Annotated in this window: 9 protein-coding genes and 3 pseudogenes; 5 read left to right on the top strand and 7 right to left on the bottom strand. The window is 73.8% G+C overall.

The features are described from left to right. The coding region (locus tag B1L11_RS53370) for a ketoacyl-synthetase C-terminal extension domain-containing protein (protein ID WP_306291779.1) at positions 1–455 on the bottom strand (455 nt) is incomplete at its 3' end. Between the two features lie 24 nt (positions 456–479). Then, a pseudogene (locus B1L11_RS53365) lies at positions 480–4,663 on the bottom strand (type I polyketide synthase); the annotation flags it as partial. Between the two features lie 504 nt (positions 4,664–5,167). On the opposite strand from B1L11_RS53365, the pseudogene B1L11_RS42140 reads away from it, so the two are divergent. Both B1L11_RS42140 and B1L11_RS42135 read left to right on the top strand, forming a co-directional pair. Beyond that, positions 5,168–6,599: pseudogene (locus tag B1L11_RS42140) on the top strand (acyl-CoA carboxylase subunit beta). Positions 6,600–6,741: 142 nt separating this feature from the next. Beyond that, entirely contained in the window at positions 6,742–8,202 is a 1,461-nt protein-coding gene (locus tag B1L11_RS42135) for an acyltransferase (RefSeq protein ID WP_179155572.1), read from the top strand. On the opposite strand, the gene B1L11_RS42130 is transcribed toward B1L11_RS42135, so the two are convergent. Both B1L11_RS42130 and B1L11_RS53360 read right to left on the bottom strand, forming a co-directional pair. Beyond that, positions 8,105–8,656, bottom strand: a complete 552-nt coding sequence (locus tag B1L11_RS42130; protein ID WP_079320772.1) for an MFS transporter — start codon at positions 8,654–8,656, stop codon at positions 8,105–8,107. The two genes, B1L11_RS42135 and B1L11_RS42130, sit on opposite strands and share 98 nt — an antisense overlap. 134 nt (positions 8,657–8,790) lie before the next feature. Next, a pseudogene (locus B1L11_RS53360) lies at positions 8,791–9,366 on the bottom strand (MFS transporter); the annotation flags it as partial. A gap of 181 nt (positions 9,367–9,547) precedes the next feature. Here B1L11_RS53360 and B1L11_RS42120 point away from each other — a divergent pair. Further along, positions 9,548–10,354 carry an SAM-dependent methyltransferase gene (locus tag B1L11_RS42120; RefSeq protein ID WP_218671657.1) on the top strand — a complete coding sequence of 269 codons (807 nt, stop codon included), beginning with the start codon at positions 9,548–9,550 and terminating at the stop codon, positions 10,352–10,354. On the opposite strand, the gene B1L11_RS42115 is transcribed toward B1L11_RS42120, so the two are convergent. From B1L11_RS42115 to B1L11_RS53350, 3 genes are all read right to left on the bottom strand, one after another. Next, positions 10,321–11,505 (bottom strand): MFS transporter, encoded by a 1,185-nt coding sequence (locus tag B1L11_RS42115; RefSeq protein ID WP_079320774.1) that lies wholly within the window; start codon positions 11,503–11,505, stop codon positions 10,321–10,323. The genes B1L11_RS42120 and B1L11_RS42115 overlap by 34 nt on opposite strands. A 21-nt stretch (positions 11,506–11,526) precedes the next feature. Then, positions 11,527–11,817 (bottom strand): hypothetical protein, encoded by a 291-nt coding sequence (locus B1L11_RS53355; protein WP_256863371.1) that lies wholly within the window; start codon positions 11,815–11,817, stop codon positions 11,527–11,529. Between the two features lie 227 nt (positions 11,818–12,044). Then, positions 12,045–12,722, bottom strand: a complete 678-nt coding sequence (locus B1L11_RS53350; RefSeq protein ID WP_256863370.1) for a hypothetical protein — start codon at positions 12,720–12,722, stop codon at positions 12,045–12,047. A 190-nt stretch (positions 12,723–12,912) separates the two neighbouring features. Between B1L11_RS53350 and B1L11_RS42105 the strand changes: the two genes are divergently transcribed. Beyond that, positions 12,913–14,427, top strand: a complete 1,515-nt coding sequence (locus B1L11_RS42105) for a DEAD/DEAH box helicase (RefSeq protein ID WP_256863369.1) — start codon at positions 12,913–12,915, stop codon at positions 14,425–14,427. Then, on the top strand, positions 14,424–14,678 hold the full coding sequence (locus tag B1L11_RS53345; protein ID WP_256863368.1) for a DbpA RNA binding domain-containing protein: 255 nt from the start codon (positions 14,424–14,426) through the stop codon (positions 14,676–14,678). The genes B1L11_RS42105 and B1L11_RS53345 overlap by 4 nt, the downstream gene beginning before the upstream one ends. Positions 14,679–14,731: the final 53 nt, after the last annotated feature.

Genomic DNA, 14,731 nt, shown 5'->3' with positions numbered 1-14,731 from the left:
GTGCGGGTGGTGGCCAGGGAGTAGCCGACGTCGACCGGGTCCAGCTCGGGGTGGCGGTCCAGGTGATCGGCCAGCCGTTCGGCCTGAGCGGTGAGTGCCTCCCGGGAGCGGGCCGAGATCACCCATGGCACCACCGGAACCGAACCCCGTGCGCCCGGCACCTCCCGACGACCGTCTGATGCGGCGACGAGGGAGTGGGCAGCGGACGCTTTCAGGGAACCGTTCGGCGAGATGGCGTGAGACGCCTGCGGGGTGTCGTCCTGGCCGGGCGCCTGTTCGACGATGACGTGGGCGTTGGTGCCGCTGATCCCGAACGACGAAACGCCCGCACGTCTCGGGCGGCCGGTCTCCGGCCAGGGCACGGGCTCGGTCAGCAGCGACAGGCCCGCCGACCAGTCGACGTACGGGGACGCCTCGTCGGCGTGCAGCGTCTTCGGCAGCACGCCGTGCCTCATGGCCAGCACCATCTTCATGACGCCGGCGACCCCTGCCGCGGCCTGGGTGTGGCCGATGTTCGATTTCAGCGAGCCGAGCCACAGCGGCCGGTCGGCGGGCCGGTCCTGGCCGTAGGTCGCCAGCAGCGCCTGCGCCTCGACGGGGTCGCCGAGCCTCGTGCCCGTGCCGTGCGCCTCGAGCGCGTCCACATCCGAAGGACCGAGCCCGGCGTCCTTCAGCGCCTGGCGGATCACCCGCTGCTGCGACAGCCCGTTGGGCGCGGTGAGGCCGTTGGAGGCGCCGTCCTGGTTGACGGCGGTGCCGCGGATCACGGCCAGCACCGGGTGGCCGTTTCTGCGCGCGTCCGACAGGCGTTCGACCAGCAGCAGGCCGACGCCCTCGGCCCAGCCGGTGCCGTCCGCCGACGACGAGAACGCCTTGCACCGCCCGTCAGGAGCCAGCCCGCCCTGCCGGGAGAACTCGGTGAACATGCCGGGTGACGACATCACCGTCACCCCGCCCGCCAGGGCCAGGTCCGACTCGCCCGACCGCAGCGACCGTACGGCGAGGTGTAGCGCGACCAGCGATGACGAGCAGGCCGTGTCCACCGTCACGGCAGGCCCTTCGAGCCCGAAGGTGTAGGCGATCCGCCCGGAGGCGACGCTGGTCGCCGTGCCCGTGAGGGCGTAGCCCTCGGATCCTTCGGCCGTCTCGTGCAACCGGGGGCCGTAGTCCTGGGGCATCATGCCGACGAACACGCCGGTGCGGGTCCCGGCCAGCGACCGCGGCACGACACCGGCCCGTTCGAAGGTCTCCCACGCCACCTCCAGCAGGAGACGCTGCTGGGGATCCATGGCCGCCGCCTCGCGGGGACTGATGCCGAAGAACTCCGCGTCGAAGCGGTCGGCGTCGTGCAGGAAGCCGCCCTCACCGGTCACGGAGGTGCCCGGCCGCGCCGCGGCGGGGTCGTGCAGCGCCTCCACGTCCCAGCCCGGTTGGCGGGGAAGGCGGTGACGGCGTCGGCGCCGTCGAGGACGAGTTCCCAGAGTTTCTCCGGGCTGTCGGCTCCGGGGTACCGCCCGGCCATGGCGACCACCGCGATCGGCTCGTCGGCCGTCCGCTCCCCGGACACTGGTGCGGGAGGCGCCGAGGGAGCGGTCGTCCCGCCCCCGGACAGGGCGATCAGGTGGCGGGCCAGCGCGAGGGGCGAGGGGTGCTCGAAGGTGACGGTCGCGGGAACGGTCAGGCCGGTGGCCGTGGCCAGGGCGTCCCGCAGCTCCACCACGCCCAGTGAGTCGAGCCCCAGGTCCTTGAAGGAGAGGTCCGGTGCGACGCTCCGCGCGTCCGCGTGCCCCAGGACGGCCGCCGTGGCGGACAGGACGAGATCGAGCGACGCCTGCTCGCTCCTCGCGACCTCCGGCTCCCAAGATGTCTCCTGCCGGCTTTCTGCCGGCGCGGGCTCGGCCGGTGCCCGTCGCTCGCCCGGCTCGGAGGGCGTGGCGACCGTGTCGATCCAGTGCCGGCGACGCTGGAAGGGATAGGTGGGCAGCGGGACGCGCCGCGCGCCCGGCCGTACGGCACGGCTCCAGTCGACGTGCGCGCCGTTGACGTGGAGCGTGCCGAGCGCCCGGAGGAACTCGCTCAGGTCCCCCCTGTCGCGGCGTAGCGTTCCGGTGACCACCCGTCCGAGGTCCGGCGCGGCGGCGGCGTCCAGGATCTCCCTGACCCCCGGAACCAGGATCGGGTGCGGGCTGGCCTCCACGAACACCGTGTGCCCGTCACGCAGCGCGGCCGTGACGGCCTCGTCGAACCGCACCGTGTGGCGCAGGTTGCGATACCAGTAGTCCGCGTCCAGCTCCGCGGTGTCGAGCCGCCCGCCGGTCAGCCCGGAGTAGAAGGCCACGCCGCTCGGCCGAGCCGGGTGCCCCGGCAGGCAGGCCAGCAGCCGGTCCCGTACGGCTTCCGCGTGCGCCGAGTGCGAGGCGTAGTCGATCCGCACCCGCCGCACCGCGACGCCCTCGGCCTCGTACCGGGCGATCAGCTCGTCCAGCGCGTCCGCGTCACCGGAGACGACCGTGACCGAGGGGCCGTTGACGGCGCCGATCTCCAGGCGTCCCGCCCATTCGGCCACCCGCGCCTCGACCACGGGACGCGGCAGCGGGACCGAGACCATCCCGCCGCGGCCCGATATCGCGGCGAGCGCCTGGCTGCGCAGGACCACGATCGCCGCGGCGTCCTCCAGCGACAGGGCGCCCGCGACGTGCGCGGCGGCGATCTCCCCCTGGGAGTGGCCGATGACCGCGTCGGGACGGACACCGAAGTGCTCCCACAGCCGGGCCAGCGCCACCATGACGGCGAACAACGCGGGCTGCACGACGTCCACCCGCTCGAACGACGCCGCGCCCGGCAGGTTCCAGAGCACGTCCCGGGGCGACCAGTCCACGTGGGGCTGGAGGGCCTCGGCGACCTCGGTCAGGTGCCGGGCGAAGACGGGAGAGGCGTCGGCCAGGCCCCTGCTCATGCCTGCCCACTGGCTGCCCTGGCCGGGGAAGACCAGCACGGTGCCGCCGAGGTCGCGCGCCCTGCCCTGCACCGCCCCGGACGCCAGGTCGCCCGCGCCGAACGCACGCAGCCGTTTCCGCAGGTCCTGGTGGTCCGTGCCCACCACGACCGCCCGGTGTTCGAACGCGGTGCGGCCGGTGGCCAGCGACAGCGCGACGTCGGACGGGTCCGCGTCGAGGGCGGCCGAGCCGCTCAGCCGGGCGGCCTGCTCGCGCAGCGCGGCCGGGTCGCGAGCCGACAGAACGAGAGGGACGACGCCCGGGCCGCTCCCGCCGGGGCCCGCGTCCTCGCCGTCCCCGGTCGGCCCGGCACCGGTGGCGACCTCTTCCCGAGCCGTCCGCCGCGACGTACGGTGCGGTGCTCCCGTCCCGGGGGCCGCGGGTCGCGGCGGCGGCTCGGCGAGGACGACGTGGCAGTTCGCTCCGCCCACGCCGAACGAGCTGACCCCCGCGACCAGCGGCGCGTCCGGGCGGGGCCAGGGGGAGAGTTCGGTGGCGACCCGCAGGTTGAGGGCGTCGAGGTCGATGCCGGGGTTCGGCGTCTCGTAGTTCAGGCTGGCCGGAACCTCCCGGTGGTGGATGCTGAGCACGGCCTTGAGCAGCCCGACGATGCCGGCCGCTCCCTCCAGGTGGCCGACGTTCGTCTTCGCCGACCCGACCAGGAGCGGCCGCGTCGCTGGCCGGGCCGCGCCGAGCGCGGCGCCGAGGGCCGCCGCCTCGATCGGGTCGCCGACCCTGGTGCCGGTGCCGTGCAGCTCGACGACCTGCACGGCGGCAGGATCGACGCCCGCCCTTTCCACGGCCAGCCGTACGACCCGCTCCTGGGCGGCGGCGTCGGGGACGGTGAGGCCGGGGGTCGCGCCGTCGTTGTTGACCGCGCTGCCCAGGATGACCGCGTAGACGTGGTCCTCGTCGGCCAGCGCCTGCGGCAGCGGCTTCAGCACGACGATCCCGCCGCCCTCCCCACGCGCGTAGCCGTTGGCCCGGGCGTCGAAGGTGAAGCACCGCCCGTCGGGGGACAGGCCGCCGAACCGCTCGGCGGTCGCCGTGCTCTCCGGGACGAGGTTGAGGTTCACCCCGCCCGCGAGCGCGACGGCCGCCTCGCCCGAGCGCAGGCTCTCGCAGGCCAGATGCACCGCGACCAGCGCGGACGACTGCGCGGTGTCGACGGTGAGGCTCGGCCCGCGCAGGTCCAGCGCGTACGAGACGCGGTTGGCCAGGATGCCGCGAGTGAGCCCGGCGAGCGTGTGGCGGGTGATGGCCGCCTCTCCCTGCTGGTAGACGAGCGTGGCATAGTCGGCGGCCATCGCCCCGATGACCACACTCGCCGGCGTGCCCCCGAGGTCGCCGGGCCGGATGCCGGCGTCCTCCAGCGCCTCCCAGGCGAGCTCCAGCGTCAGCCGCTGCTGGGGGTCCATCGCCGCCGCCTCCTTCGGCGAGAGGCCGAAGAACCCCGCGTCGAACTCGTCGACCCGGTCCAGGAACCCACCTCGCAGGCCGGCGAGCCGGGGGTCGCCAGCCAGGCGGCTCTCCGGGGGCGGGCCGACCGCGTCGCGCCCGGCGCGCAGCAGGTCCCACAGGTCTCGCGGGTGCGGTGCTCCCGGCAGCCGGCAGGCGAGCCCGACCACCGCGACCGCGTTCTCGCCGTAGCCGAGCGCCTCGTCCATGGTGAACATCCGTCCCCTCGCGTCGTGCCCGTGCTTCTCGTCGTGCTTCTCGTCGTGCTTGTCGTGGTATTTCGCTGCTTCAGGCCTCGCGCCTTCTCGCCCGCGCGAACATGCGACCGGTCCGGCCGCATTCACCGCTTTCCCGCCTCGTGCAAGGCGGTACGGCCCGGGCTGTCCCACTCCACGGCCGAAACGGAAAAGGAAACAGCCCGGTCCGCCCGCAGGGAGGCCTTTCCGGAGAACGTGCGTGAGCAGCGGCGGCGCGGTTTCGCCGTGCCCGCGCTTTCTCGTTCCGGAACCTGTGGCTCCGGCCCGGCCAACCTAATCGACATTTGCATGAATTTCGTGCGATAGTCAACTGTGACGCCCATCACGGCATATCGGGCCATTCATAAGGATTTCTTTCTGCATTTCCATCGGAAATCGTAATTGGACCCCGGTGGCGCGGCCCGCCTACCGTTTCCGGAGAAACGCGAGCGCACGCACATCGATGGGGGTAGATCCATGACCGTTGCCGAGGCGGTGGCGGCGCAGGAGAGCCGCGACGTCCGCAAGCCCGTGGCCCGGCTCGGCCGCCTGCTCGACGCGGACTCGATGACGCCGCTGCACGCGGAGGACGCGAGCGGCGTGCTCGCGGTCACCGGGCGTGTCCACGGCTCCCCGGTGGTCGCCTTCTGCACCGACGCGACGGTCATGGGCGGGGCGCTGGGGCTGGCCGGGGCCCGGCACATCGTCGCCGCCGTGGACGAGGCGCTGCGGCGCCGGGTGCCGGTGATCGGCGTGTGGCACTGCGGCGGGGCCCGTCTCGCCGACGGCGTGGAGTCGATGCACGGCGCCGGCCTGGTCTTCGAGGCGAACATCCGCGCCTCGGGCCGGGTGCCGCAGATCTCCGTCATCGTGGGCCCGGCGGCGGGCGCGGCGGCGTACGGACCGGCGCTCACCGACCTGATCGTCATGTCCGACCTGGGCCGGGTGTTCGTCACCGGCCCCGACGTGGTCCGCAGCGTGACGGGCGAGGAGATCGACATGGAGGGGCTCGGCGGCGCCGACGCGCACGGCCGCCGCTCCGGCGTGGTGCACGTGGTCGCCGGGGACGAGGACGACGCCTACCGGCGCACCCGCGCCCTCACCGGCCTGCTGGCCGACACCGGCGGGTACGCCCTGGACGGCCTGGCCGACGACCGCGACCCGGCCGCGCTGCTGCCCGAGTCGGCCCGCCGCGCGTACGACATCCGTCCGGTGATCCGCGCGCTGCTCGACGACGGCGAGGACGGTGCCGCGTTCGTCGAGATCCAGGCCCGCTGGGCGCCGAACATCGTCGTCGGGCTCGGCCGCCTCGCCGGGCACACGGTCGGCGTCGTGGCGAACAACCCGCTCCGCAAGGGCGGCTGCCTCGACGCCCTGTCGGCGGAGAAGGCCGCCCGGTTCGTCCGGATGTGCGATGCCCACGGCGTTCCACTGGTCGTGCTGGCGGACGTCCCCGGCTACCTCCCGGGAGTCGGCCAGGAGTGGGGCGGCGTGGTCCGCCGGGGGGCGAAGCTGCTGCACGCCTTCGCGGAGGCGACCGTGCCCCGGGTGACGGTGGTCGTCCGCAAGTCCTACGGCGGCGCGTACATCGCCATGAACTCCCGCTCGCTCGGGGCCACCGCCGTTTTCGCGTGGCCGGGCGCGGAGGTGGCGGTCATGGGGGCCGAGGCGGGCAGTGGGGATCCTGCACCGCCGGCGCCTCGCCGCGGCCGCCTCCGCGGAGGACAGGGAGCGGCTGCGCGCCGAGCTGGTGCGGGAACACGAGGAGATGTCCGGCGGCGTCCGCCGGGCACTCGACCTCCGGGTCGTGGACGAGGTGATCGACCCGCGGACGACCCGGCGGCGGCTCGCCGAGGCCCTCGCCGCGGCACCGGCCACGCGGGGAGCGCACAACAACATCCCGCTCTGACCCCGCCCGGTTCCATAGAGCCGCTGCCCGGCTCTGTGCGGCAGAGAACCGGGGCGGTATGGAGGCGCGTGAGCGCCCCCCTGGGTGCGGCAGCGTTCAGGGCGCTCACGATTCTCCCAGGCTGACCTCCTACCCTGACCGGATGTTCGTCGATGCTGTGGAAACGAGCCGGAGCGGTGTCAGGGAGGAGGCCTTACCAGCGCCCGCGCGGCCGCAGCCGCCGTCCCCGGGGCCGCGTCAGGGATGGCTGGACGCGTTGCGCGGCATGGCCGCGCTCGTCGTGGTGTTCGAGCACTCCCTGGACGCACTGTTTCCCGAGGTACGGGCGGGCGCCGGCCCGTGGTTCGACTTCGGCCAGTACGGCGTGCTCGTGTTCTTCCTCGTCAGCGGTTACGTGGTGCCGGTCTCCCTGGAGCGGCGCGGCAGCGTCGGCGGGTTCTGGATCAACCGGGTCTTCCGCCTGTATCCCCTGTGGCTCGTCGCCGCGGCGGCCGGGACGGTGTTCGGCGCCGAGGGCGTGTACTCGGCGCTGCCGGATCAGCTGACCGACAATCCAGGCATCTCGGCCCTGGCGCACCTGACGATGCTGCAGGACTTCCTTCAGGTGGTCAGCGTCGTCAACGTGTTCTGGACGCTGTCGTACGAGATGGTCTTCTACCTGCTCGTGACGGCGATGTTCGTGGCGGGCGTGCACCGCGCGAGCGCCACCGGCATGCTCGCCTTCGCCGTGGCGGCTCTCACCGTGGGCGGGCTGCTTCCGGCGGGCGCGCTGTCGCGCGGCGCCGGCACCGCCCAGGTCGTGGTGGTCACGGCGGTCGTGTTGCTCGCGGCGGCCGCGTCGCTGGCATGCCGCGGGCGGCTGCGCGTGTGCGGCACCGCCGCCGCGGCCGTGCTGGCTCTCGTGCTGCTCGGCGTCAACAGCCGGATCGGGGCGTGGCAGAGCCTCGCCATCCTCGCGACGATGTTCGCCGGCACCGTGCTCTACCGGCTCGACCGGGGACAACTGCGCTGGAAGAGGAGCGGATGGGCGCTGGCGTGCGTGCCGGTCGCGTCCATCGCCGCCGCGTGGGCCTTCGGTCCCGGCTGGGGCATGCCCGACGACCAGGCGCTGGCGTTCACCCGGGGATGGTCCACGGCCGTCGCCGCGGCATGGGCCACCTTCCTGGCCGCCCGCCTGCTGCGGCACCGGCCGATGCCCCGCGTCCTCGTGTGGCTCGGCCTGATCAGCTACTCCGTCTACCTGCTGCATCCCCTCGCCGTGCAGGTGCTCCGGCGGCTGACGACGGACCCTGGCCGGTTCTCCCTCGCCGAACGCCTGGCCATGGCCGTCATGCTGCTCGCGGTGGTGCTCGTCTGCTCCGCGCTGACCTACCGGGCCGTCGAGCGCCCGGTCCAGTCCCTGGGCCGGCACCTGTCCCGCAGAGCACGCTCGCGGGCCTTCACGACACAGGCTCTTACGACACAGGCTCTTCCGGCAGAGACCGTCGCGGCGGACCGGGCCGGTGTCAGGCCGCCGGGACGGCCTCCCCGGCGACGTCGGCCTCGGCCCTCGCCGTCACCCGCCGCCGTACGGCCAGGCCGAAGCACGCGACCGCCAGGCTGAAGACGCCGGCCACGACGAACGGCCCGGCGGGGCGCCACGCGTCGAACAGCGCCCCGCCGAGCGCCGAGATGATCATCACCCCGGCCGCGCCGCAGAGCGTGTGGACGCCGAACGCCGAGCCCCGCACGGCCGCGGGCGCCTGCTGCGCGAGCAGCGGGCCCGCCGTGGTGATGGCGGCGATCTCGCCCACGCCGATCAGCACGGCGACCAGCATCATGCCGGGGCCGAGGGGATCGGAGACGAGCAGCGTCGACAGGTAGGCGAGGGCGGCGACGACCTGCGCCAGGACGACCAGGTCCTGGCGCCGCATCCGGTCGCCCAGCCAGCCGAACACCGGCGCGCACAGCAACGCGACCATCTGCGAGATGCCCACCACGGCGCCCGCCTTGGCCAGCGCCTCCGCACCGGAGAGCCCGCCGTGCTCGGTCCCGTAGTTCTTGATCCACAACGACATGAAGGCGACCACGATGGCGAGGTCGGCCCGCGCCACGAACGACGCCGCGTACGAGAGAGCCACTCCCGGGTCGCGGACGAGCGCCACGCCTTCGCGCACCAGCCGGACCAGCGGCACGCGCTCGGCGGCGACGGCCGCACCGGCGACAGCGTCAGCCACAGCAGGCCCGCCGTGACCAGGATGCCCGCGGCGATCAGCAGGAACGCCGTGCGGGCCGCCTGCACCGGCTCCATCCCGCCCGCCTCCAGCGTCTGCGGCAGCCGCACCAGGACCAGCACCGCGACCAGCGCGCCGAGGCCGCCGAAGAAGCCGACGAGCCCGTACGACGCCCCGCGCGACCGGCTGCGTACGTAGTCGATCGCGATCGTCGACAGCATCGCGTTGATCGCCGCGACGCCCAGGCCGAACACCACCCGCAGCGCCGCCAGCACGGCCGTGTTGGCCGCGAAGGGGAACAGCGCGGTGCCGGCGGCGCACAGCACCAGGCCGGAGACCACGATCACCCTGCGCCCGAAGCGGTCGGCCAGCGCGCCGTACCACGCGAGGCTCGCGACCATGGCGAGTTCTGCTGCCGTGTTCAGCAGGCCGACGACCGTGCCCTGCCGTGATTCGGGCAGCCCCAGGATCGTGGTGAGGATGTGCGGCTGGGCCGACGGCAGGAAGGAGATCACCGCCGTGCCGACGGTCGCCAGCGCCAGCAGCGCCCACATGTTGGCACGGGTGACGCCGTCGGCGAGGTACGCGCCCAGCACTCGACGCAGGGGTGTCATGGAACGATCATGACATCGTTCAGCCGTGATCTTCGGGAAATGTCACGTTCCTCTATGGATGCGCTGCTTCATACGCTACGGGCTAAGATCGCCCACGTCGGCGATGATCAGGGGAGGCGTCATGGATCCGGCGGCGATGGGGCCCGGCTTCGACCCGAACGTGCCCAACGCGGCGCGGATGTACGACTACTTCCTCGGCGGCAAGGACAACTTCCCCGCCGACCGGGCGGCCGCCGAGCAGGTGCTGCGGCACGTGCCGGAGATTCCCCTGGGGATCAGGGAGAACCGGGAGTTCCTCGTCCGCGCCGTGCGGTTCCTCGCCGGCCAGGGCATCCGGCAGTTCCTCGACATCGGCGCCGGCCTGCCCACCCAGCGCAACGTCCACCAGGTGGCGGCCGAGCACGCGCCCGGCGCGAGGACGGTGTACGTCGACAACGACCCGCAGGTGCTCGCGCACGCCCGCGCGCTGCTCCAGGACAGCCCGCAGGTGCGGGTGGTGGAGGGCGACCTGCGGCGGCCGGAGGAGATCCTCACCCATCCGGAGGTGCGGAGCCACCTGGACCTCGACCGGCCGGTCGCCGTGCTGCTGCTCGCGATCGTCCACTTCCTGCCCGACTCCGACGAGCCCCGCCGCCTGATCAAGGAGATCCGCGAGGCGCTCGCGCCCGACAGCTACGTGGCCATCTCGCACGTCGCGGTGGACGAGCGCCCGGAGCGGGCGCCCGCCGTCGAGCAGATCTACCAGGGCGCGTCCGCGCAGTTCGTGGCCCGGCAGTCGGACGAGATCACGCCGTTCTTCGAGGGGCTCGACCTGGTCGAGCCCGGCGTGGTCAACCTGCACCAGTGGCGGCCCGAGCACGAGGTGTTCGACCCGCGCCTGCTGGCGGTCAAGAACTACTTCCTGTGCGGGGTCGGCCGCGTCTCCTGACGCGCCGCGGCGGCCGAGGGCGCGAGCGTGCCCGCGCCCAGCAGGACCGCCAGCAGCAGCACGGTGACCAGCACGAACGAGGCGGGCAGCCCGGCCAGCATGGCGATACCGCCGATGGCGCTCGGCGCCACGAACCCCGACGCGTAGCTCACCGTGGCCGCGCCCGCGACGCCCTCGCTCGGCGAGGGCCCGGCGTTGCCCGCCGCCGCGAACACCAGCGGAATGACCACCGCGATCCCCACGCCGATCAGCATGAACCCCGCGGTCGCCGGCACCGGGGTCCGGGAGACCACGACGAGCAGCCCGCCGAGCGCCGCCAGCGCCGCGCCGCCGCGCACGGTCGCGACCGGCCCCAGCCGCCGCACCACCGCGTCGCCGCACAACCGGCCCGCGGCCATCATGCAGGCGAAGGCCGTGTACGCCGCGGCGCCCACGGCCTGGGACGCGCCCGCGACCTGGCGGAGGTAGACCGCGCACCAGTCCTGGGCGGCGGCCTCGCCGAACACCGAGCAGAAGCCCACCAGCCCGATGAGCAGCACTCCACGCGGCGGGAGCACGAAGTGGGGCGGGGCCGGCTCGTCCTCGCCCGCCCGCACGTCGAGCAGCAGCGGGCCCACGGCCAGGGCCACGAGGAACAGCACGATCGCCGTCGCGCCCAGGTGGAGCCGGGCGTCGAGGCCCGCGCTCGCGGCCAGCGTGCCCACCGCGCCGCCCGCGAGCGTCCCCACGCTCCACATGCCGTGCAGCCCGGACATGATCGAACGGCCGAGCCGCTGCTCGACCACCACCCCCTGGGCGTTCATCGCGACATCGCCGATGCCGGCCACCGCGCCGTACAGCATGAGCGACGCGCACAGCAGGGGCAGGTTCGGTGCCAGCGGGGGCAGGACGAGGATCAGGCACCACAGGCCGATCGAGACGCGGGTGACGGCCCGCCCGCCGAACCGGTGCGTGAGGCGTCCCGCCGTCGGCATCGCGAGGATGGAGCCGACCGCGGGCGCGAGCAGGGCGAGCCCGAGCTGGCCGGGCCCGGCTCCGACGTGATCCTGGATCCAGGGGATCCGGGAGGCGAAGCCGCCGGTCACCGCGCCGTGCAGGGCGAAGGTGACCGACACCGCGAATCTGGCCCGTCTCAGCTCCCGAAGATCCACGATCACACGGTATGCCCCGAGTCATGCCTGAGGCGACCACACGAGCAGGCCCAGGCACATCTCGTCGCTGGTTCCCTCGCCCCAGACCACGTAGCGGGGCGGCGATCCGCGCAGCGCGGGGAGCATGGAGCGCAGTCCCGCGTCGTGCGTGCAGGTCACCCTGAGCGTGTCGCCGGCCTTGATCTCCAGCGGCTGGGCCAGCGGGCGGATCGCCTGGTCGTCGAAGTTGTACGCGGGGATGTCGAGCAGGGTCCTCGCATCCGGCTTGCCCGGGTTGAGATCGACTCGGATGGAGCGGCCGAGCAGGTGCATGTGCCCGGCGACGGCGTACAGCGTCGCGTCCTCCCGGACGGGCATGTCGCAGTGCTGTGTCGGGCCAGGCCGGGGAGGCGCACCCTGCCCGCACATCTGTGCCAGGCCGTCGACCATGTGGCGCGCCTGCTCGCCGAACCGGTGGGCCACGTCCTCGACGGCCGCCTTCCGGTCGCACAACGGCCCCGACTCCTTGGCCGTGCAGGGCAGTTCGATCGGCCCCGCGATCAGCCCCGTCTCCAGAGGGGCCAGACCGCTCGCGCCGTCGGCGAGCCGCAGCCGGATGCCGGACCTGTCCGTGCCGCCGGCGCCGCCCAGCAGGTTGTAGTGGATCTGCAGCACCATCTGGCTGCCCGCGGGGAGGGGATACCCGACCTTCTGCCGCAGCAGGGTCTCGTCGCCCCGGGCGCCCAGTGCCCGACCCACGCGCCGTTCTCGATCCCGGCGTCGCCGAAGCAGGTCCAGCCCTCGCCCGGCGTCGCGGCGTCCGTCCTGCGCGCCGCCTCCGCCTCCTTGGGGCCGACCCTGAAGATGATCGCGTGGTGCACGATGTCGGTGTTCTGCGGCAGGAACTGGCTGCCGGTCAGGAACGCGGTGTCCGTGAGCCCGGGATCGACCAGGAAGCAGCGGTACTCGTCGGTGCCGCCGGAGGGCGCCGTGGGCCGGTAGGGCTCGGGGATCGTCAGCGTCATGAACCGTTCGCCCGGCCGCAGCGGCGCCGCCGGCGGCGGCTGGGCCGCGGCGTGGCCCGCGTGAACGGCGTGGCCGGTCTGCGCGGCGGGTGCGCCCGGGGCGGCGGAAGTGCGCCCGGGTGCCGCGTCGCCGCACGACGCGACGAGAAGGACGGCGGCGAGCGCGACCGCGGCGCCGCCCGCCCAGCGGGTGAACCGTGCCTTTCCTTCCATGGAGCCTCCTGCTCCTCGGGGACCCTTTCCACGCTTCCTTGCCGGGGTGGTCACGTCGACCTACTTCGGATGTAAACCTCTGCTCCGACCCTGGTAGGACCCGCGTACGCCGTGCGGGCCGAGGGGAGTAGCGCGCCGCGTGCCGGGGGCGGCGTTCGGGGTAAGGGCGGAAAGACCATAGGGTCGTCCCGTGCACATTCGCCCCGCCACAGGCCGGGACCAGGAGCAGGACCAGGAGCAGGACATGGTCGTGAACGAGATTGACGAAGGACCCGGATTCGCCGATCTGGCGCTGGGCCCCGAGCTCCTCAAGGCCCTGTCCGGTCTCGGCTACGAGGAGCCCACGCCGATCCAGCGGGAGGCCATCCCGCCGTTGCTGGAGGGCCGCGACCTCCTCGGCCAGGCCGCGACCGGCACGGGCAAGACGGCCGCGTTCGCCCTGCCCATGCTCCAGCGGCTGCACGGCGGCCACCCGGCGGCCGTGGAGGCCGGCGGCGAGCCCGCGGGGCTGGTGCTCGTGCCCACCCGTGAGCTGGCCGTGCAGGTGTCGGAGGCCATGCACCGCTACGGCCGCGACCTCGGCACGCGGGTGCTGCCCATCTACGGCGGCCAGCCGATCGGGCGGCAGCTGCGGGCGCTGGAGCGCGGCGTGGACGTCGTCGTCGCGACCCCGGGCCGTGCCCTCGACCACATCGGCAGGGGCACCCTGCCGCTCAAGGGCCTGCGCATGGTCGTCCTCGACGAGGCCGACGAGATGCTCGACATGGGCTTCGCCGACGACATCGAGGCGATCCTCCAGGACACCCCGGAGGACCGGCAGACCGTGCTGTTCTCCGCGACCATGCCGCCGCGCATCGACGGGATCGCCCGCCGCCACCTGCGCGAGCCGGTGCGGATCAGGATCGAGCGGGAGGCGCCCGCCGCCGGCGAGGCCCCGCTCATCCGGCAGAGCGCCTACATCGTGTCGCGGGCGTACAAGCCGGCGGCGCTGGGCCGGGTGCTCGACGTGGAGGCCCCCACTGCGGCGATCGTCTTCTGCCGCACCCGTGAGGAGGTCGACAGCCTCACCGAGACCATGAACGGCCGTGGCTACCGCGCCGAGGCCCTGCACGGCGGCATGGGCCAGGAGCAGCGCGACCGGGTCATGGGCCGGCTGCGCAGCGGGACCGCCGACCTGCTCGTCGCGACCGACGTGGCCGCCCGCGGCCTCGACATCGAGCAGCTCACCCACGTCATCAACTACGACGTGCCGTCCGCGCCCGAGTCGTACGTGCACCGCATCGGCCGGGTGGGCCGGGCCGGGCGAGAGGGCGTCGCGATCACGCTCGCCGAGCCGCGCGAGCACCGCATGCTGAAGACCATCGAGCGCGTCACCCGCAGCAAGATCGCGGTCGAGAAGGTGCCGACGGTCGCGGACCTGCGCGCCCGGCGGCTGGAGCTGACCAGGGCCGCCCTGCAGGAGAGCCTGATGGAGGACGGCGACCTCGACCGCTTCCGGGTGGTGGTCGAGACGCTCGCCGACGAGTTCGACCTGGTCGACATCGCGCTCGCGGCGGTCAAGCTCGCCCACGAGTCCACCGGCGCCGCCGCCGACGAGGAGGAGATCCCCGAGGTCGCGCCGCGTCCGCAGCGGCCCGAGCGCGGGCCGCGCGACGAGAGGTTCGGCCGCGACGACCGGCGCGGGCGGCGCGGAGGCGCGCGATGAGCCGCGTCTTCGTCGGCGCGGGCCGCAGCGCGGGCGTGCGTCCCCAGGACATCGTGGGCGCGATCACCGGGGAGACCCGGGTCAGCGGGCGCGAGATCGGGGCGATCGAGATCGCCGACCGGTTCACCCTGGTCGAGATCCCGGACGGCGCCGTGGACGAGGTGGTGGCGGCGCTGCGCCGCACCACGATCAAGGGCAAAAAGCCGATCGTGCGCAGGGACCGCGACGGCGCCCCCCGCGGCCGCCGCTGAGCCCCCTGCCGTGCCGGGCGCCCGCCGGTTCTTCTATCGGGCGCCCACGGACC

The sequence above is a fragment of the Microbispora sp. GKU 823 genome (assembly GCF_002027145.1).
GTDB lineage: Bacteria > Actinomycetota > Actinomycetes > Streptosporangiales > Streptosporangiaceae > Microbispora > Microbispora siamensis.
This window is presented reverse-complemented; position numbering and strand designations above follow the sequence as displayed.